Genomic DNA, 18,841 nt, shown 5'->3' on the forward strand with positions numbered 1-18,841 from the left:
CCGCTGAAGACCGCCCCGGATAACGGCGGCGACACAAAACGGGAGGAAAACCGATGAACATCATGCGCGGTATCATGGCACTTTGCGTCGCGGGCGGGCTGGCCGCCGCGGCCCAGGCCGATCACGCCGGCAAGATCGTCTACCACGTCTCGGAGATCGAGAAGGTCGGCTTCGCGCTCGGCAATATCCGCAATCACATCAACGGCGTGGGCGGCGCGGAGCATGTCGAGATCGTGCTGGTCGCCCACGGCCCCGCGCTCAAGGCCTTCCACGACACCATCGACGCCAACCCGAAGATCATGGACCGGGTATCGGCCCTGCAGGGGGCCGGCGTCCGGTTCGAGGCCTGCGGCAACACGATGAACGCCCAGTCGGTGTCGCTCGACGACCTGATGGGCAGCTTCGCGCGCCGTGACGAGGGCGGGGTGGTGCGTATCGCCGATCTGCAGTCGCAGGGGTATCTCTACATCCGGCCCTGAGCCCGGCGCCCCCTTGTCATCGGCGCTGGGGCCGTTATCCCTGTCCCCGACCGATCAGCGGAGGGACCATGCGGAAAAACCGGCTCGGGCGCACGGAGATAGAGGTCTCCGAGCTTTGCCTCGGCTCCATGACCTGGGGCACCCAGAACACCGAGGCCGAGGGCCATGCGCAGATCGACATGGCCCTCGACCACGGCGTCAATTTCATCGACACCGCCGAGATGTACCCGGTCAACCCGGTCCGCCCGGAAACCGTGGGCCGGACGGAGGAGATCATCGGCAGCTGGGTCGCGGCGAACGCGGCGCGGCGCGGTGACGTGATCATCGCCACCAAGGTCTCGGGCGAGGGCAACAGGAACGTGCGGGACGGTGCGCCGATCTCGCGCGCGACCATCGCGGGCGCGGTCGAGGACTCGCTGCGCCGGCTGCAGACCGACTACATCGATCTCTACCAGCTGCACTGGCCGAACCGGGGATCCTACCATTTCCGGCAGAACTGGTCCTACGATCCGTCGGGCCAGGACCGCGGCGCGACCGTCGCCCACATGATCGAGGTGCTCGAGGTGATGGCGGAGCTGCGCCAGGCCGGCAAGATCCGCCATTTCGGTCTCTCGAACGAAACGGCCTGGGGCATGGCGACGTGGCTGCGCCTCGCCGAGGAGCGCGACCTGCCGCGGGCGGTCTCGATCCAGAACGAGTACTCTCTGCTGTGCCGGCTCTACGACACCGACCTCGCCGAGCTGTCGATCAACGAGGATGCGGGGCTTCTGGCCTTCTCGCCGCTGGCGGCCGGGCTTCTCAGCGGGAAATATGCCGGTGACGTCGCGCCCGAGGGCACGCGCCGGGCGCTCAACCCGACGCTGGGCGGGCGCACCGCGCCCCGTGTCTGGGAGGCCGTGTCGGGCTACCTGGCGATTGCCTCGGAACATGGTCTCGATCCCTGCCAGATGGCGCTCGCCTGGGCGGCGCGGCGGCCCTTCACCACCTCGGCGATCTTCGGGGCGACAACCCCCGGGCAACTCGGGACCGCGCTGGGCGCGGCGGAGATCACGCTCTCCGAAGCGGTGCTGGCCGAGATCGACGCGATCCACCGCGCGCACCCGATGCCCTATTGATCGGCCGCGTCAGCCGACCAGCAGCACCAGCGCGAGGATGCTCGCCACCACGAGCGCGATGCCGGTCAACTCGCGCCGGGTGCTCTTTTCGCGGAACACCAGCCACGAGGTCAGCAAGGTAAAGACCAGCTCCACCTGGCCCACCGCCTGCACGTAGGCCGCCGTCTGCAGCGTGAAGGCGGTGAACCAGCCCAGGCTGCCGGCGACGCTGGTCAGCCCGACCAGCCCGGTGATCCGCCAGTGCCGGAAGACGCGCCGGATCTCGCCCCGCTCGCGCCAGGCGAGCCACGCCCCCATCACGAGGGCCTGCGCGGTGGTGACCGCGGCCAGCGTCACCGCTGCGCGCAGCAGCGCATCGCCCCCCTCGAGGGCGAGCCCGGCCGCGCGGTAGCCGGTGGCCGAGATCCCGAACATCGCGCCCGCGCCCAGCCCGAGCCCGGCCGAGGGGTTCAGCAGCCGGCGTGCCCAGCCCTGGCCGGGCGCCGGCGTGGGCGGATCCGACAACAGCACCACGCCCGCGAAACCGACCGCGATGGCGCCGAGCGCGGCGGGCGGCACCGCCTCGCCCAGCACGACGAAGCCCACCAGCGCGGTCTGGAAGGTCTCGGTTTTCTTCAGGGTGATCCCCACCGCGAAGTTGCGCCGCCCGAACAGGGCCACCACGAAGACCGTGCCCATGATCTGCGCGACGCCCCCGGTCAGCGCCGCCACCCAGAAGCGCGCATCCATGCCCGGCAGCGCGGTGTCGCGCACAGCCAGAAGGGCGGCGACCAGGGCGACCGCCAGCGGCGCGCCCCAGACGAAGCGCGCGAAGGTCGCGCCCGCGGTCGAGAGATGCGTCCCGGCGAGGCGCTTCTGCAGCAGGAAGCGCAGGTTCTGCAGGAAGGCCGCGGCGACGGTGGCGAGGATCCAGGCGTCCATGCCGTCTCATGCCACGGGGCTCACGCCCAGTCGAGCAGACGTGATGCAACTTCGCCCCGGACCGCCCGTATATAGGGGACAGGAGGTAGCCATGTTTCATCGACGCACATTCCTCGCCACCGCCGCCGCGGCGCTCGCCACGGCCGGGCGCGGCCAGGCCCAGGACTTCGAGATCACGCTGAGCGAGGCGGAGTGGCGCGCACGCCTGACGCCCGCGCAATTCGCCATCCTGCGCGAGGAGGCGACCGAGCGCGCCCATTCCAACAGCCTGATGGGCGAAAGCTCCGACCTGTTGAAGGAAAGCCGCGCGGGCACCTATCACTGCGCGGGCTGCGCGCTGCCCGTCTACGACTCGGCGACGAAATACGACAGCGGCACCGGCTGGCCCAGCTTCTACGAGGCCATCGCGGGCAATGTGGGCACCAAGAAGGATCGCAAGCTGATCTTCGTCCGGACCGAGGTGCACTGCGCCCGCTGCGGGGGGCATCTCGGCCACATCTTCGACGATGGCCCGCCGCCCACCGGCAAGCGGCATTGCATCAACGCGCTGGCGCTGACCTTCACCCCCGCGTGACGGTGCCGCGGCGCCGCCAGATCGGATGCGGGACCGGGTCCTTCGGCGCCCAGAGATAGCGGCGGAAGATCTCGGCGTAGGATCGGTAGACGTAGCCCTCGTTCCGCGCGAGATACCGCGCCCGGTTGGCGGCGTAGAGCCGGCGCAGCCGATACCAGGGCACCGCCGGGTGCATGTGGTGAACCACGTGCAGGTTGTTGTTCAGGAACAGCAGGGCCAGCGGCCCGCGATCCTCGATGATCACGGTGCGTCCGCGGGCCTTTTCATGCGCCTGGTGCTCGAGGAAGGTCCGGATCTTCAGCAGGCTCATGCCCATGTAGGCTGCGGCGACATAGGCCCAGAGCGGCATCTGCGCGACCGCCGCCAGCCAGACCCCGACGGGGACCAGCCCCAGCGCATGCCAGGCCCAGGCCGCCATCACACGGCGTGACCCGGCGCGGATCAGCCGGATATCGCCGGCCACGAAGCTGACCAGCCCCACCGCCGGGCCGATGACGATGCGGCCGAGCAGGGTGTTGTTGATTTTCAGGATCGCCCGGACCGGCCAGGCGAGCCGGTCCCAGACATCCGGGTCGAGGTAGTTCGATTCCGGGTCGTCATACGGATCGGTCAGTATCGAGTCCTCGTGATGGGCCAGATGCGTGTCGCGGAAGCGGATATAAGGCACGAAGAGCCCCACGGCCGGGAAGACCAACGCCTCGCTCAGCCGACGGCTGCGGAACGGGTGGCCGTGCAGCACCTCGTGGCTGAGAGAGGAGTGCAAGGCGAGCGCCAGTCCGGTCACCAGGATGCCGGCCGCGACCGACCAGCCGGCGACCAGGGTGGTGCCGACCGCCCAGGTCGCGTAGCAGAGCCCGACCAGCCCCAGCGTCGGCCACTCGATAGAAGGGGACGGGCCACGCAGCCGGCTCATGGCCAGACCACGCCGGGCCGGCAGCGCGCAAGGGGCAGGTGACAACGCGATCGCGTCTCCATCAGTCCTCCGATGTGTGAAACCTGACAAGCAGTAGCGCGGCTTGACCGGAGCGAACATTCCGGGAATGCTAAACATAAATCCAACAAACGTTAGAAAAATCACCAATGCAGACCAAGATGGACAAGCGCGACCGCGCCCGGCTCCTGCGGGAACGCCTGGCCGAGGCGATGGCCCAGGCCGGTTTGAACCAGAGCGCGCTGGCCCGCGCGGTGGGGGTCGACCGCTCGACCGTCTCGCAGATCCTGACGCGCGACGAAACGCGCCTGCCCAACGCCCAGGTGATCGGGGAATGTGCGACGACGCTGAAGGTCTCGGCCGACTGGCTGCTCGGCCTGACCGAGCGGCCCGAGCGGCCGGGCGACCTGATCGGTGCCGGCCTGACCATGACCGCGGCGCCGCGCACCTCGGTGGACGAGCAGATCTACACCTGGCACCGCGAGGCGGCGGGCTTCAAGATCCGCCACGTGCCGGCAACCCTGCCGGACATGCTGAAGACCCGCGAAATGCTGCGCTGGGAATACGCCGGCCATTTCAGCCGAACCCCCGACCAGGCCATCGGCGCGGTGGAGGATCGGCTGGCCTGGATGCGGGCGACCGAGTCCGACTACGAGATCGCCTTCCCGGTCCACGAGCTGGAAAGCTTCGCGCGCGGCGAGGGGTATTACCGCGGGCTCGCCCCCGAGATCCGCCGCGACCAGCTTGACTGGTTCGCGCATCTCTACGACCAGATCTACCCGACCCTGCGCATCTTCCTGTTCGATGCCCGGCTGGTGTTTTCCGGCCCGTTGACGGTGTTCGGCCCCCGCATGGCGGCGATCTACATGGGCCACCACTACATCGTCTTCCGCGAGGGCGAACGGGTACGCACGCTGATCCAGCATTTCGACCGGCTGGTCCGCGAGGCCGTGACCGATGCGCGCGAGTTTCCCGATGCGGTGGCGCGTCTGCGCGCGGAGATCGGCTAGGCCGCAGGCCGGGCCGGGGTCAGACCCGGGGGGCGGGGTTTTCCGTATGCCCGTCCACCGCCACCGCCTGGCCCGAGATCATGCGCGCCGCGTCCGACGCCAGGAAGACCGCCATGCCGGCCACGTCCTCGGCCGTGGCCCAGCGGCGCAGCGAACTGCCCGACGCATAGCCCCGGTAGAGCGCTTCGGGCGTCGTGCCTTCGGCCGCGGCCTGCCGGGCGAGCACCCCGTCCATGCGCGGGCCTTCCACCGCGCCGGGGCAGATCGCATTGGCCCGGATCCCGTGCGGGCCAAGCTCCATCGCGAGGGTTTTCATCAACCCGATCACGCCCCATTTCGCGGCGGCGTAAGGCGCGCGGTTCGGGTAGCCGTGCAGCCCGGCCGTGGACGAGGTCAGCAGGATGATGCCGCCGCCGGCAGGTTTCATCATCCGCGCCGCACCCTGGGCCGCCAGGAAGGCGCCGTCGAGATTGACCCCGAGGCAGCTGCGCCATTCCGCCAGGGTGACGTCCTCGACGCCCGCCGTGGGCCCGGCGATCCCGGCATTCGCGCAGAGCACGTCCAGCCCGCCCCAGCGCGTCGCGACGGCCTCGTAGAGCGTGGCCATGCCCTCCGGGTCGGCGGCGTCGACGCGGGTCGCCTGCCAGTCCGCCGGGCAGCCGGCCAGCGCGTCCGCGTCGATATCCGTCACCCAGATCGCGGCGCCTTCCCCGGCGAAGGCCCGGGCCATGGCCAGACCGATCCCGCTGGCGCCCCCGGTGACGAGAACCCGGCGCGCCCTCACCGCTTCTGTCCCACGGCCCGGCCGATCCCCTCGGGCCGGGGCAGGGCGGCGTGGGCCGCGGCGATCCGGCCGAGCTTTTCGGCGATGTGATCGGCCGGCGGCGCGGCGCGGCGGGTGCCGAGATCGACGTGGAGAAGCATATGCTCGCCCGTCGCAAGGAGCCGCCCGTCCTCGTGCAGCAACTCGTGGAAGACGTGCATCCTCTTGCCTTCCCCCGCCAGGCAGAGCGTCCGCACCCGGATGCGCGCGCCGGCATGCACCTCGGCGACGTGGCGGATATGGGTCTCGACGGTGAAGAAGCTGCCGCCGGTGGCGATATAGGCGGCGTCGCAGCCGATTATTTCCATGAACCGGTCGGTGGCATGGCCGAAGACCGTCAGGTAATGGGCCTCGTTCATGTGGCCGTTGTAGTCCGTCCAGTCGAGCGGGACCGCCCGGTGGATCGTTTCGATCGGCGCATCGAAGCTTTCCGGCTTCGGCGGCGCCATGCGGCGATCCTGCAGGTTCAGCACCTGTCCCGCGCCCCAGTCGGCCCATTTGAGTCCGCGCAGGATCGCGACCAGGTTGGCATCGCGGATCGCCTCCAGCTCACGGATCGGGTGCGCGCCGGATTGCGCGTCGGACTGGTCGGCGATGGTGTCGACGAGATCCTCGGTGAACTCCGGCACGTCCGTCAGCCGTGTCCAGGGCAGCTGCAGGCAGGGGCCGAACTGGGCCATGAAATGGCGCATGCCCGCCTCGCCGCCCGCGAGACGGTAGGACTCGAACAGCCCCATCTGCGCCCAGCGCAGCCCAAAGCCGTAGCGGATCGCGTCGTCGATCTCCTCGGTGGTCGCGACGCCGTCGCGCACCAGCCAGAGTGCCTCGCGCCAGACCGCCTCGAGCAGGCGGTCGGCGATATGCGCGTCTATCTCGGCCCGAACGTGGAGTGGCTTCATCCCGAGACCCGTCAGCACCGCCTTGGCGGTCTCGACCGTCGAGGCCGGGGTGTCCGGGGACGCCACGACCTCCACCAGCGGCAGCAGGTAGACGGGGTTGAAGGGATGGGCGACGATGATCTGCCCCGGTCGCGCGGTGCCCCTTTGCAGGTCGGTGGGCGTGAAGCCGCTGGTCGACGAGGCAATGATCGCATCCGCCGCGCAATGGGCCTGGATCTCGGCATAGACGGCGTGTTTCGCCTCCAGCCGCTCGGGCACGCTTTCCGCGATCCAGTCCGCGCCTGCCACGGCCTCCGCGATGCTGTCGGCGTGGCGGAGCGTCCCCTCGGCGGGCAGCGCCACGCCGTAAAGACCGGGCGCTGCGCGGCGGGCGTTGTCGAGCACGGCGGTGATCTTGCGTTCGGCGTCGGGGTCGGGGTCGTAGACCGCCACGTCCCAGCCCATCAGCAGGAACCGCGCGGCCCAGCCGCCGCCGATGACCCCGCCCCCGATGATCGCTGCCTGTCCGGTCATGATCCGCGTCTCCTCAGGCGTCCAGCGGTGCGCGCTTGGTCAGGCCAAGCTTCGCGCGGGCGCCGGCGGCGTCAAGGACGGTCGCGCCCATCGACTCGACGATGCCGCGGGCCTTCTCCACGAGATCGGCATTCGTCGCGAGCACGCCCTTCTCCAGGTAGAGATTGTCCTCGAGCCCGACGCGCACATGGCCGCCGGCCAGCACGGCGGCCGCGACATAGGGCATCTGGTTGCGCCCCAGCCCGAAGGCCGAAAAGGTCCAGCCTGCGGGCACGTTGTTCACCATCGCCATGAAGGTGTTGAGATCATCGGGCGCGCCCCAGGGCACCCCCATGCAAAGCTGCACCAGCGCGGGATCGGTCAGGATGCCCTCCGCCACAAGCTGCTTGGCGTACCAGAGATGCCCGGTATCGAAGGCCTCGATCTCGGGCTTCACGCCCATCCCGGTCATCATGCCGCCCATGGCGCGGAGCATTCCCGGCGTGTTGACCATGACGTAGTCCGACTCGGCGAAGTTCATCGTCCCGCAATCCAGCGTGCAGATCTCGGGCCGGCAGAGCCGGACATGCTCCACCCGCTCCGCCGCGCCGATCATGTCGGTATTGGCGGCGTCGTGGGGCAGGGGCGCGTCGGTCGGGCCGAGCGTCAGGTCCCCGCCCATCCCGGCGGTCAGGTTCAGCACCACGTCGATGTCGGCGGCGCGGATGCGCTCTGTCACCTCGCGGTAGAGTGTGACCGCGCGCGAGGGCGTGCCGCTTTCGGGATCGCGCACGTGGCAGTGCACGATCGCCGCGCCGGCCTTCGCGGCGGCGATGGCGCTGTCGGCGATGGCCTCGGGGCTGCGCGGGACATGGGGGCTCTTGTCCTGGGTGCCCCCCGACCCGGTGATGGCACAGGTGATGAAGACCTCGCGGGTCATGGCCAGCGGCATGGCGTCTCTCCTTCCCGTTTGTCCGGCCTGCATTAAGCCGCGAAGCGCGAGCGGGTGCAAACCATCGCTGCCCGGGCGTTCAGCGGCGGCCGTAATAGAGCCCGACCACGTGTTCGGCCTCGGCAAAGAAGAGCCACCGCGCGGCCAGGAGCCCGATCACGTGCAGAAGCACCGCGACCGCCGCTGCCAGGTGACCGGCCGGCACGATCGACAACACGAGCGCGGGCAGGATCGCGCCGGAGAGCAGCGCGATCAGCCGCAGCCGTTCCGCACGGCGGCGGCCGACGACGAAGACCATTTCCTTCAGCAGGTAATTCGGACCGGTATGCGGCGGCTCGAGCTGGCGGACCTTGCCCATGAAGCCCAGCCCCGTCGCCGTTTCGGCGGTGCTGCCGGCGGCGTGGAACAGCTTGTCGCCGGTCCGCCAGTACAGCAGCTGGGCGCCGGCCAGCACGAGGAACAGCAGCGCCGCGGCATAGATCTCGCCCGACAGCAGCGCGCCGCCCGAGATCGCGTAGAGCAGGAACAGGGTCGGCACCAGCCAGTGATTCCAGCGCGGCACCGCCCTGAGCGAGGCGTAGATCATCGAGGTGGAAAAGACCGTCGCAAGCGCCAGCAGGCTGCCGACCGCGCCCAGAAGCCCGAGCCGCGTCTCGAAAAGCCAGAGCGCCAGCGCATAGGGGCCGAAGACCAGCAGCGTGGCGACCGACAGCACCGCCTCGCGCGAGAGCCAGGACGAGCGCCACTGGCTGAAGGCCTTGAACGCGCGCTCCGGGTGGCCGAGATGGAAGGCAGAGGCCATCAGCCCGCCGGCCGCCAGCGCATAGGCGATGAAGAAGAAGGCGAAGGCGCTCCAGCCGGTGACATCCGGCACGCCGACCCCCAGCCAGGCCAGCAGTCCGAAACCCAGCCCCGAGATGGCGGTGAAGACGATGATGGAGGGTGCCGGATGCATCAGCGCCCCCCTGCGCCGAGCGCGCGGTCCAGCCAGCCGAGAAAGCCCTGGGGCGCGTCCGCGACCGGTTCGAGGAAGGGGGCCAGCACGTCGACTGGGCCGTCGTCGGGCGGCGGGCTCGGCACGCGGTCGGCCTTGGGCCGGGGCGGCAGGTACTGGTTGACCGGCTTGGTGCCCTGTTCGGGCATCAGGTCCATGCCGCCCCGCGCGGCCACCAGGCGGCTGACATCGCTGTCGGGGTCGGCGAGGTCGCCGAAATGCCGCGCCCCGGCCGGGCAGGTCCGCACGCAGGCCGGTTCGCGATCTTCCTCTGGGAGGTGCTCGTTATAGATCCGGTCGACGCAGAGGGTGCATTTCTTCATCACCTTCTCCTTGCCGTCCATCTCGCGCGCGCCGTAGGGGCAGGCCCAGGCGCAGAGCCCGCAGCCGATGCAGTCGGTCTCGTTGACCAGTACGATACCGTCCTCGCCGCGCTTGTAGCTGGCGCCCGTGGGGCAGACGGTGACGCAGGGCGCGTCGTCGCAATGCAGGCAGCTCTTGGGGAAATGGACGACGGCGGCGGGGCCGTCGTCGGGCACGGTCTCGTAGGCATGGACGCGGTTGAGGAACGTGCCCTCCGGCTCGGCGCCATAGGCGTCCAGATCGGCCAGCGGCGCGCCGTAGCCCTGCGTGTTCCAGCCCTTGCAGGCGACGACGCAGGCGTGGCACCCGACGCAGGTATCGAGATCGATCACCAGGCCGAGCTTCTTTTCCGTGCGGTCGGGCAGGCTGGTCATGACATCACCTCCGTGGCGAATTGGGCCAGATCGGCGTTGAAGCGGTCGGGGTTTTCCCAGAAGGGCACATGCCCGCAGCCCGGGTAGCTGAGGCTGCGCCCGCCGGGCAACGCCGCGCGCACCTCGTCGGCCATGGCGGGCAGGCAGACTTTCTCGCCTTCGCCGAAAATGGCGAGGGCGGGTTTCGTCAGGGCCTCGAGCTCGGGGCGGTAATCCTCCGAGCGGAGTCGCGCGGCCTTGCGGACATGGGGCGGGCAAAGCATGTTGAATCCGGTCATCAGCGCCAGGTCCTGCTTCGACGGCGTCTTGGCGAAACAGGCCCGCAGGAAGCCGATGGTCGCGGTCAGGTTTGCCTCCTGGTCCTCGGAATACATGCCGGTCGCCTTCACCGCCGGGCTGCGCTTTTCATGCACCCCGACGGCCGCGCCCTGGCCCATGCGGATGGTCGAGCCCACAAGCACCAGCCCGGCGATGCCCGCATCGCCATGCACGCGGAGATAATCGCAGGCGACCCAGCCGCCCATCGACCAGCCGACGAGCAGGGGCCGGTCGAGGCCCAGCGCGGCGATGATCGCCGCGATGTCCCCGGCCCAGGGCGCCGAGGTGTCATAGGCGGCGGCATCCTCGGGTTTCGCCGAGGCGCCGTGGCCGCGCAGATCCGGGGCCACCAGCCGGAAGCGGTCGGCAAGATCGCCGCCCATCTGTTTCGACCAGGACATGTGGTGCTGCGACCAGCCATGGATCAGCAGGAGCGCGGGGGCATCCTCGGGGCCCCGGTCCCGGACATGCAGCCGCACGCCGTCCGCGCCCGCGATCTCGAGTTTCCTCATGCCTTGCCGCCCTTGAAGGCCAGGTTCCGCGGCCCGCGCCCCACCGGCGAGCGCTGGGCCGGAACGGCCGGGCGGCTGGCGTGATCGTCCGGCGGGGTGGTCTTGTCGATCCGCACGCGCAGGTCGTACCAGGCGGCCTGGCCGGTCACCGGGTCGGAGTTCGCCCAGCGCAGCCCGTCGCCCTTGGGCGGCAGCAGCTCGTGGATCAGGTGGTTGAGCAGGAACCCCTCGCGCGCCTCGCGCGCGGTTTCGTCCAGCGCCCAGGCGCCGCGGCGCTTGCCGATGGCATTCCACGTCCAGACCGTGTCGCCGTTGAGCGCCTCCATCAGCGCCACCGGCACCGTGATCTCGCCATGCGGCGAGGTCAGCCTGGCCCAGTCGCCTTCCTCGAAGCCATGGGCATCCCAGACCTTGCGCGGCACGTAGAGCGGGTTGACCCCGTGGATCTGGCGCAGCCACGCATTCTGGCTGCCCCAGCTGTGATACATCGCCATCGGCCGCTGGGTCAGCGCATGGAGCGGGAAGTCGTCTTCGCTGACGGCGGTCTCCTCGAAGGGGGGATACCAGAACGGCAGCGGGTCCATGGTCTCGCTCAGCCGCGCGCGCAGGTGGTCGGGCGGTTGCCGGTGGCCATGGCCCTCGGCGGCCAGCTGGAACCGGCGCATCGGCTCGGAATAGAGGTTGAAGACATAGGGCTGCGGGCTGTCGTAGAGACCTGTCTCCACCGCCCAGTCCTGGTAGGCGGCGTTCCACGGCTTGAAATACTGCGCTTCCTCGGGGATGTGCGCCAGCCAGAAGCCGCCGTTCTCGATGTAGCGCTCGATCTGCGCGGGGTTGGGCGCGCCACGCCCATGCGCCGACCCGTCGCCGCGCCAGCCCGCCAGCGGCCCGATGCCCGGGCGGCGTTCGTGGCGCACCATGTAATCGGCATAATCGGCATAGGCCGGGTTGCCCTCTTCGTCCACCATGCCGGGCAGGCCAAGCCGGTGGCCCAGATCCAGCAGCACCGACTGGAAACCGCGCACGCCCGCGTGTCCCGGCCGCTCGGGCGCGATCACCGGCCAGCGGAGCGAATCCGCCGCCGCGTCGGCCTCGGAAATCGGACGGTCGAGCAACGAGATGCAGTCGTGGCGTTCGAGATAGGTCGTGTCCGGCAGCACGAGGTCGGCATAGGCCACCATTTCCGACGAATAGGCGTCCGACACGATGATGTGGGGGATGACGTGGTCGCCGTTCGCGTCGGTATCGGTCAGCATCTCGATGACGCGCTTGGTGCTCATCGAGGAATTCCACGCCATGTTCGCCATGTAGAGGAACAGCGTGTCGACCGGGTAGGGATCGCCGGCATGGGCGTTCGAGATGACCATGTGCATCATCCCGTGCGCCGAGAGCGGGTTTTCCCAGGAAAAAGCCTTGTCGATGCGGGCCGGCCGGCCGTCTTCGGTCAGCGCAAGGTCCTCGGGGCCCAGCGGGTAGCCCAGGTGCGGCCCGTCGAGCGGCTGGCCGGGCCGGGCCTTGCAATGCGGGCGCGGATGGGCCTCAGGGGGCTTGGGGTAGGGCGGCTTGAAGCGGAAGCCGCCGGGCACCTCGACCGAGCCCAGCAGGATCTGCAGCATGTGCAGCGCCCGGCAGGTCTGGAAACCGTTGGAATGGGCCGAGATACCGCGCATCGCGTGGAAGGAGACCGGCCGGCCGATCATCTTCTCGTGGCGCTGGCCCTTCCAGTCGGTCCAGGGCCGGTCGATCACGATCTCTTCCTCGAAGGCGGTGCGGGCCAGTTCGGCCGCGATGCGGCGGATGCGGTCCGCCGGGATGCCGCAGCGCGCGGCCACCGCTTCGGGGGCGTAGGCCGGGTCGAGATAGCGCTCGGCCATCAGTTGCAGGACCGGGCGGTGCGTCGTGCCCGCGATCCGCACCCCCTGGGCAAGGTCGGGCTCCACCCCCGGCGCGTCGTGGGGCACGGGCTTGCCCGTGGCCCGGTCGCGCACCAGCGGCGTGCCGTTCTCGTCACGCAGGAAGAGCCCGTGGTCAGGGGAACCGGCGTCGCCGTTCACGAGGAACGGCGCATTGGTGTAGCGGATCAGGTAGTCGAGATCGATTTTCCCCGCGCGCATCAGTTCGTGCACGAGCGCCAGGATGAACAGCCCGTCGGTTCCGGGCGTGATGCCGACCCATTCGTCGGCGATCGCGTTGTAGCCCGACCGGATCGGGTTCACCCCGATCACCTTGGCGCCCCGCTCCTTGAGCCGCCCGAGCCCCATCTTGATCGGGTTGGAATCGTGGTCCTCGGCCACGCCGAAGATCATGAAGAGCTTGGTGCGTTCCCAGTCGGGCTGGCCGAATTCCCAGAAGGCGCCGCCCATCGTGTAGATGCCGGCCGCCGCCATGTTGACCGAACAGAACCCGCCATGGGCCGCGTAGTTGGGCGTGCCGAAGGCCTGTGCCCACCAGCCGGTGAAGCTCTGGGACTGGTCGCGGCCGGTGAAGAAGGCCAGCTTTTCCGGCGCGGTCTCGCGCAGTGGCTTCATCCAGCGCACCGCGGTTTCCAGGGCCTCCTCCCAGGTGATCTCCTCGAATTCGCCGGACCCGCGCGGCCCCGTGCGCCGCAGCGGCGCCCGCAGCCGTGCCGGCGACAGGTGCTGCATGATCCCGGCCGATCCCTTGGCGCAGAGCACGCCGCGGTTCACCGGGTGATCGCGGTTGCCCTCGATGTAGCTGACCTGTCCATCCTTGAGATGCACGTTGATCCCGCAGCGGCAGGCGCACATGTAGCAGGTGGTCTTGCGCAGCTCGTCCGAGACGGGCGGCGAGGTGTCGAATTCGGGTTGCTTCCCCATGCCGTTTCCCGGCCCTCCCTGTGTCTGGGGCCAGAAAAGCGGATTTTCCGCAGCGGTGCGACCGAATTTTTTCTTGCCGCTTCCGTAAGATCAGATTTCGCGTCGGCTCACAGCCGGTCGAAATAGGATCGGCCGTCCTCGTGGTGGAAGAAGGGAACGCTTTCGGGCGGCCGGCCGGCGTCGAGCAGCGCCTGCACCTCGGCCAGCACCACCTCGGTGATGAAGGGCAGGTCCAGCGCGCGGACCGCGTCCAGATCGGCCCAGTGCAGGTGGCTGAGCTCGTCCTCGGCGCGCGAGAAATCGTCCGGATCGCCCAGCAGGAGATCGGCATCGGCCAGGAAGAACCGCGCGTCGAAGCGGCGCGGCCGGCCCTTGGGCGTGATCGCGCGGAAGATAAAGGTCAGGCCCTCGCCGGAGGGCAGCGCGCCCTGGTCGAGAAAATCGTGCCAGTCGGGGTGAAAGGCCGGGCGGCGCGCTGGGGCGGCCGTGTCGGCCCGGCCGAGCGCGAGTCCCGTCTCTTCCCAGAGTTCGCGGATGCCCGCCAGCACCAGCGGGCGGGCGAGCGCCGGGTCGCATGCCTCGGCCAGCCGGCGCATCGTGTCGGCATCCGGCAGCGCGGCAAGGTCCGCCCGGTGGTCGGCATCGTCCAGGGCGCCGCCCGGGAAAACGAATTTCGAGGGCATGAAGGCTGCGCCGGCACCGCGCTGCCCGACCAGGATATGCGGATCCGTCGCCCGGTCACGCACCAGGATCACCGTCGCGGCGTTACGGATTTCCGGCTCGGGGGCGGGCGGGGTCATTCGGCGGGGGTGGTGGCGTGATCCTCGCCGAAGCCATGCATGCGTTTGGCCCATTGCAACCCGACCATGGCGCCCTTCAGCCGCGGCAGCAGGAACAGCGACAGCGCGACCGCGCCGACCGAGAAGACCGCCGCCAGCAGCAGCGGATCGGGCCGAAGCGCGGTAAAGGCCCAGAGAATCAGCGGCGCCATCAGGTGGCCGACCAGCAGGATCGTCAGGTAGGCTGGCCCGTCATCGGCGCGATGATGGTGCAGTTCCTCACCGCAGACCGCGCAGTCATGGCGCACCTGCAGGTAGGAACGCATCAGCGGCCCGGACCCGCAGCTGGGGCATTTGCGGCGCCAGCCGCGCAGCATCGCGGGGCGTGCAGGGCGGTCGGGCGCGGAGGTCCGCTGGAGGCCGGAGTGATCGAACATGGAGCAAACTTAGGGCGCCCGCCGGCCGATGACACCCGTTGCGACGCCATTGCGGCGCGATGTCGCAAAAATCCGCACAGCCGGCGACGGAACCTGTGCCGCGGGCCGTGAAAGACACAGAGGCACGGGCGACGGGCCCGTGCCGTGAAGACAGACAGAAAGGATGGATACATGACCAGTTGGAGGTTCTCCAAGCTCGCACTCGCCCTCGCGCTGGGCGGCGCCGTCACCGCCGGGGCCGGCATGGCCCTGGCCGACCGGGGCGCCGGCGGCGCGCGGGGCGCGCAGATGCCTTTCGAAGAGATCGACGCCGACGGGGACGGGCGCGTGACGGCCGCCGAGATGGAGGCCTATCGCGATGCCCGCCTGGCCGAGGCTGACGCCAACGGTGACGGCGCGCTCGACAAGGCGGAGCTGATCGCGGCCGCCGAGGCGCGGCGGGCGGCCCGCCTGGCGCGCATGGCCGACCGCATGCTGGAGCGGCGGGATGCCGATGGCGACGGCAAGCTCTCCGCCGAGGAGCTGGCCGAGGCCGGTCGCGGGATGCGGCTCTTCGAGCGGCTCGACGCCGATGGCGACGGGGCCGTGACCGAGGCGGAAGTCGCCGCGATGCACGGCGCCCGCATGGGCCGGCATGGCGGCGGTGATCGACACGGTCACGACGGGCGCGGCCCGGGTCCGCGCTGGTTCGGCGACTGAACGGCGCCGGCGGGCGCTCCGATGCGCCCGCCGAACCGCACCACGCGATTGCCAGGCGCCCGCGCTGCGGCTAGGCCTCCGGATCATGCGCATGTCCCCAGACCCCGATGCGGATCTCAGCGACGACGTTCTGCTCCTGCGCTACGCCAATGGCGATGGCGCGGCCGCGCGGGTACTGACCGCGCGGCATGCGCCGCGGGTGCTGGGGCTGGCGCAGCGGATGCTCGGCGACCGCGCCGAGGCCGAGGACGTGACGCAGGAGGCGATGCTGCGGCTCTGGCGCCGGGCGCCCGATTGGCGGCAGGGCGAGGCCCGGCTCTCGACCTGGCTCTGGCGCGTGACGGCCAATCTCTGCACCGACCGGCTCCGCCGGCGGCGGGGCGTGGCGCTCGACTCGGTGCCCGAACCCGCCGATGCCGCGCCTTCGGCCGATCAGCGGCTGATGGCGGCCGACCGGGTGGCGGCGCTCGACCGCGCGCTCGCCGCCCTGCCGGAACGCCAGCGCCTCGCGGTGGTGCTGCGCCATATCGAGGGGGCCTCGAACCCCGAGATCGCCGAGACGCTGGACACCAGCGTCGAGGCCGTCGAAAGCCTGCTGGCGCGCGGTCGCCGCGCGCTGGCTGCCGCGCTGGGCGGCGAGAAAGAGAAACTGGGACTGGACCGATGAGCGAAGATCCGAAAAGGGGCCAGGGGCCCGACGATCGGCTGGAGGCCTGCTTCGCGGCGGCGCGGGCCGCGCGGCCCGCGCCGGGCGCGGCGCTGACCGCGGCGATCCTGCGCGACGCGGCGGCGGCACAGGACGACCGGGCCGCCGCCGCCGCGGCGGCGGCCGGGCAGTCGCGCGGCGCGGCCTGGCGCGGGCTCTGGCGGGCGCTTGGCGGCTGGCCCGCGGCCGCGGCCCTGGCGGGCGCGCTGGTGCTGGGGGTGATCCTGGGCGTGGCCGTGCCTGACCCCGTGGACCGCCTCGCGGCGGTCTGGCCCGGCGCGGCTGTGGATGCAATCGAAACGGGCGGCGCCTTTCCGGGCTATGCCGACCTGATGACGGAGGGCTGAGATGACCGAAACATCGCAACCGACACCGCCCTCGAACCGGCGCTGGGTCAAGATCGTGCTGGTCGTTTCGCTCGCGCTCAACCTGGCGGTGCTGGGCGTGGTCGCCGGGGGGCTCATCGCGCGGCATCGCGCGATGGATGCGCCGCCGATGATCGAGCGCGCGCTCGCCCCCCTGGGGCTGCGGCTCTATGCCCGCGCGATGGATGCCGAGGATCGCCGCGCCGTCATCGACGCCGCGCGGGACCGGCGCGCGGATCTTGCCGCCGGGCGTTCCGCGCTCAGGGAACATTTCGCGGCGTTGGCCGGGGCCCTCCGGGCCGAGCCCTTCGATCCCGCCGCGGTCGCGGCGGCGCTGGCGGACCAGCGCCGCGCCGCCGGGCGGCAACTGGCGCTGGGCCAGGATATCCTGGTCGACCGGATCGCCGCGATGCCGCGTGAGCGGCGCCTGGATTTCGCGGCCCGGATCGAGGCGGCGCTGGACCGGCGCCGCTGACCCGGCCGGGGCCGTTCAGGCGGCGCTTGCGGCAAAGCGGACCAGGTTCCGCCCGCCGGATTTCGACGCGTAAAGCGCCGAGTCGGCCTCGCGCAGGAGCGTGGTCACCTCGTCCCGGCCCGGATGGCCAAGGGCCACGCCCACGCTGAGCGTGACGGGGAACGGCATCTCGACGCCGGGCAGCCGGAACGGCGTCGCGGCCACGGTCTTGCGCAGCCGTTCTGCCGCGATCCGCGCCGCGTCGAGCCCGGTGTCGGGCAGCGCGGCCATGAATTCCTCGCCGCCATGGCGCGACAGCAGATCCTCGCCGCGGAGATTGTCGCGCAGCCGCGCCGCGACCTCCGCCAGAACCGCGTCGCCCGCCATGTGCCCGAAGCGGTCGTTGATCTGCTTGAACCGGTCGATGTCCAGCAGCATCAGGGTGAAGATCTTGCCGGTCTCGGCCGCGCGAAGCGCGATGCGGTTCAGGTGGGTCAGCGCGTAGCGGCGGTTGTAGAGCCCGGTCAGCGGGTCGATCACCGCAAGCCGCAGCCCGTCCTGGACCGAGGCGCGCAGCCGGTCGGAATAGCGCTTGCGCCGGATCTGGCTGCGCACGCGCACGGCCAGTTCATGCGGATCCGAGCCCGCGAAGACGTAGTCGTTCGCCCCAAGATCGAGCGCCGCCGCGGCGGTGGCGATATCGCCGTCCGGCACGATCAGGATGAAGGCGCTGTGGCGGGTGGCCGGGCGCGCGCGCAACTCCGACAGCAGATCGAGCGCCGCGGCCTTGCGACCCGGGTCCATGCCGATCAGGACGAGGTCGGGCCGCGCGCTCGGCGTGCGGCCGGACAGCGCGGCCCGCGCATCGACCACGTCCACCCGCTCCGTCAGGAGCCGCCGGAGCGCCGCGGCCGATGCCGGGATCCCGTCGGCCTTGACGATCTGCACCGCTGCGGGCCGGCCGGCGACCGGGGCGGGCGCGGCGTCTTCCTCGAGCCCGAGCGCGCGGCAGGTCTGGGCGCGCAGGCGCAGTTCGTCCACGATGGTCTTCTCGCGCAGGAGGTTGCGGACCCGGGCAAACAGCGCCTGGTCGGCGACCGGCTTGGCGAGGAAATCATCCGCGCCGGCCTCGAGCCCGCGCAGACGTGCCGCGCTGTCGAGTTCGGCGGTAAGCATCACCACCGGGATATGGCGCGTCGCCGGGTCGGCCTTGAGCCGCGCGCAGACCGCGAAGCCGTCGAGCCCGGGCATCACCGCGTCGAGCAAAACGATATCGGGCCGGTCGCGCCGCGCGACGGCCAGCGCCGTCTCGCCGTCCTCGGCCTGCAGCACGTCGTAGAAAGCCTCGGCAAGCTTGGCCCTCAGCACGACGCGGTTGGTCGCGACGTCATCCACCACAAGGATGCGACCGGACATGCGGATCCTCCAGAAAGAGAAAGCTCCTGCAAGTTCTCGTTGAGAGATGTTAAGAAAACCTTTCGCAGGGCGTTTTTCACGGGAGCAGGCAGGTCGATGCGGCAGGACGAGGCGGAAACCATCGCGATCCGGGCGCTGGGATGGATCGCGGCCGAAGAGGGGCTTTTCGAGGTGTTTCTCGACGCGACCGGCTGCGATGCGGGGGAGGTGCGCGCAAGGGCCGCCGACCCCGACTTCCAGGGTGCGGTTCTCGATTTCCTGCTGCTGTCCGACCAGCACGTCACCGGCTTCTGCGATGCGGCCGGGCTGGCCTACGACGTCCCGCTCAGGGCGCGCGCGGCGCTGCCGGGGGGCGGTGCGCCCGACTGGACCTGAGGCGCCGCCGCTGCGC

At 70.5% G+C, this 18,841-nt stretch carries 21 protein-coding genes; 9 read left to right on the plus strand and 12 right to left on the minus strand.

Annotated features, from left to right (window positions below; all coding sequences use genetic code 11):
• The first annotated feature begins 53 nt into the window (after positions 1-53).
• Positions 54-479 (plus strand): DsrE family protein, encoded by a 426-nt coding sequence (locus tag ACQ5SP_RS02525; RefSeq protein ID WP_430936085.1) that lies wholly within the window; start codon positions 54-56, stop codon positions 477-479.
• A 68-nt stretch (positions 480-547) separates the two neighbouring features.
• The gene (locus ACQ5SP_RS02530) at positions 548-1,594 is read left to right on the plus strand and encodes an aldo/keto reductase (RefSeq protein WP_430936087.1); all 1,047 of its coding nucleotides are present in this window, start codon (positions 548-550) and stop codon (positions 1,592-1,594) included.
• A 9-nt stretch (positions 1,595-1,603) separates the two neighbouring features.
• Here ACQ5SP_RS02530 and ACQ5SP_RS02535 read toward each other — a convergent pair whose 3' ends face one another.
• Positions 1,604-2,515 (minus strand): EamA family transporter, encoded by a 912-nt coding sequence (locus ACQ5SP_RS02535; protein WP_430936089.1) that lies wholly within the window; start codon positions 2,513-2,515, stop codon positions 1,604-1,606.
• Between the two features lie 91 nt (positions 2,516-2,606).
• Between ACQ5SP_RS02535 and msrB the strand changes: the two genes are divergently transcribed.
• Positions 2,607-3,089 (plus strand): peptide-methionine (R)-S-oxide reductase MsrB, encoded by a 483-nt coding sequence (gene msrB / locus ACQ5SP_RS02540; RefSeq protein WP_430936091.1) that lies wholly within the window; start codon positions 2,607-2,609, stop codon positions 3,087-3,089.
• Here the strand turns inward: msrB and ACQ5SP_RS02545 are convergent.
• Positions 3,076-4,002: a fatty acid desaturase gene (locus ACQ5SP_RS02545; protein ID WP_430936093.1), complete on the minus strand. Its 927-nt coding sequence runs from the start codon at positions 4,000-4,002 to the stop codon at positions 3,076-3,078. The two genes, msrB and ACQ5SP_RS02545, sit on opposite strands and share 14 nt — an antisense overlap.
• A 167-nt stretch (positions 4,003-4,169) precedes the next feature.
• Between ACQ5SP_RS02545 and ACQ5SP_RS02550 the strand changes: the two genes are divergently transcribed.
• On the plus strand, positions 4,170-5,030 hold the full coding sequence (locus tag ACQ5SP_RS02550; protein WP_430936095.1) for a helix-turn-helix domain-containing protein: 861 nt from the start codon (positions 4,170-4,172) through the stop codon (positions 5,028-5,030).
• A gap of 19 nt (positions 5,031-5,049) precedes the next feature.
• Here the strand turns inward: ACQ5SP_RS02550 and ACQ5SP_RS02555 are convergent, their stop codons facing one another.
• The 9 genes from ACQ5SP_RS02555 to ACQ5SP_RS02595 form a co-directional block, all read right to left on the minus strand.
• The gene (locus tag ACQ5SP_RS02555; protein ID WP_430936097.1) at positions 5,050-5,814 is read right to left on the minus strand and encodes an SDR family oxidoreductase; all 765 of its coding nucleotides are present in this window, start codon (positions 5,812-5,814) and stop codon (positions 5,050-5,052) included.
• On the minus strand, positions 5,811-7,265 hold the full coding sequence (locus tag ACQ5SP_RS02560; RefSeq protein WP_430936099.1) for a carnitine 3-dehydrogenase: 1,455 nt from the start codon (positions 7,263-7,265) through the stop codon (positions 5,811-5,813). The genes ACQ5SP_RS02555 and ACQ5SP_RS02560 overlap by 4 nt, the downstream gene beginning before the upstream one ends.
• 13 nt (positions 7,266-7,278) lie before the next feature.
• The gene (locus ACQ5SP_RS02565; RefSeq protein ID WP_430936101.1) at positions 7,279-8,196 is read right to left on the minus strand and encodes a 3-keto-5-aminohexanoate cleavage protein; all 918 of its coding nucleotides are present in this window, start codon (positions 8,194-8,196) and stop codon (positions 7,279-7,281) included.
• A 79-nt stretch (positions 8,197-8,275) separates the two neighbouring features.
• Positions 8,276-9,151, minus strand: a complete 876-nt coding sequence (locus ACQ5SP_RS02570; protein WP_430936103.1) for a dimethyl sulfoxide reductase anchor subunit family protein — start codon at positions 9,149-9,151, stop codon at positions 8,276-8,278.
• Entirely contained in the window at positions 9,151-9,927 is a 777-nt protein-coding gene (locus ACQ5SP_RS02575; protein ID WP_430936105.1) for a 4Fe-4S dicluster domain-containing protein, read from the minus strand. Before ACQ5SP_RS02575 ends, ACQ5SP_RS02570 begins: the two co-directional genes overlap by 1 nt.
• Positions 9,924-10,757, minus strand: a complete 834-nt coding sequence (locus ACQ5SP_RS02580) for an alpha/beta fold hydrolase (protein WP_430936107.1) — start codon at positions 10,755-10,757, stop codon at positions 9,924-9,926. The genes ACQ5SP_RS02575 and ACQ5SP_RS02580 overlap by 4 nt, the downstream gene beginning before the upstream one ends.
• A complete protein-coding gene (locus ACQ5SP_RS02585; protein ID WP_430936109.1) occupies positions 10,754-13,594 on the minus strand; it encodes a molybdopterin oxidoreductase family protein in 2,841 nt (946 codons plus the stop codon). The genes ACQ5SP_RS02580 and ACQ5SP_RS02585 overlap by 4 nt, the downstream gene beginning before the upstream one ends.
• A 107-nt stretch (positions 13,595-13,701) precedes the next feature.
• Entirely contained in the window at positions 13,702-14,394 is a 693-nt protein-coding gene (locus ACQ5SP_RS02590) for an NUDIX hydrolase (RefSeq protein WP_430936111.1), read from the minus strand.
• Complete coding sequence (locus tag ACQ5SP_RS02595; protein ID WP_430936113.1) at positions 14,391-14,810, minus strand: DUF983 domain-containing protein; 420 nt, start codon at positions 14,808-14,810, stop codon at positions 14,391-14,393. Before ACQ5SP_RS02595 ends, ACQ5SP_RS02590 begins: the two co-directional genes overlap by 4 nt.
• 171 nt (positions 14,811-14,981) lie before the next feature.
• Between ACQ5SP_RS02595 and ACQ5SP_RS02600 the strand changes: the two genes are divergently transcribed.
• The 4 genes from ACQ5SP_RS02600 to ACQ5SP_RS02615 all read left to right on the plus strand — a co-directional run bounded on the left by ACQ5SP_RS02600 (position 14,982) and on the right by ACQ5SP_RS02615 (position 17,055).
• Positions 14,982-15,509 (plus strand): EF-hand domain-containing protein, encoded by a 528-nt coding sequence (locus tag ACQ5SP_RS02600; RefSeq protein ID WP_430936115.1) that lies wholly within the window; start codon positions 14,982-14,984, stop codon positions 15,507-15,509.
• Positions 15,510-15,594: 85 nt separating this feature from the next.
• The gene (locus tag ACQ5SP_RS02605; protein ID WP_430936117.1) at positions 15,595-16,176 is read left to right on the plus strand and encodes an RNA polymerase sigma factor; all 582 of its coding nucleotides are present in this window, start codon (positions 15,595-15,597) and stop codon (positions 16,174-16,176) included.
• Complete coding sequence (locus ACQ5SP_RS02610) at positions 16,173-16,562, plus strand: dihydroorotate dehydrogenase (protein ID WP_430936119.1); 390 nt, start codon at positions 16,173-16,175, stop codon at positions 16,560-16,562. The genes ACQ5SP_RS02605 and ACQ5SP_RS02610 overlap by 4 nt, the downstream gene beginning before the upstream one ends.
• Before the next feature lies 1 nt (position 16,563).
• Positions 16,564-17,055 carry a periplasmic heavy metal sensor gene (locus ACQ5SP_RS02615; RefSeq protein ID WP_430936121.1) on the plus strand — a complete coding sequence of 164 codons (492 nt, stop codon included), beginning with the start codon at positions 16,564-16,566 and terminating at the stop codon, positions 17,053-17,055.
• 15 nt (positions 17,056-17,070) lie between these two features.
• Here the strand turns inward: ACQ5SP_RS02615 and ACQ5SP_RS02620 are convergent, their stop codons facing one another.
• Positions 17,071-18,450 (minus strand): diguanylate cyclase, encoded by a 1,380-nt coding sequence (locus ACQ5SP_RS02620; RefSeq protein WP_430936123.1) that lies wholly within the window; start codon positions 18,448-18,450, stop codon positions 17,071-17,073.
• Between the two features lie 96 nt (positions 18,451-18,546).
• Between ACQ5SP_RS02620 and ACQ5SP_RS02625 the strand changes: the two genes are divergently transcribed.
• Complete coding sequence (locus tag ACQ5SP_RS02625) at positions 18,547-18,825, plus strand: DUF3572 domain-containing protein (RefSeq protein WP_430936125.1); 279 nt, start codon at positions 18,547-18,549, stop codon at positions 18,823-18,825.
• The last annotated feature ends 16 nt before the right edge of the window (positions 18,826-18,841 follow it).

It is taken from the genome of Rhodovulum sp. YNF3179, from assembly GCF_050586465.1.
Taxonomy (GTDB): domain Bacteria; phylum Pseudomonadota; class Alphaproteobacteria; order Rhodobacterales; family Rhodobacteraceae; genus CAJXYS01.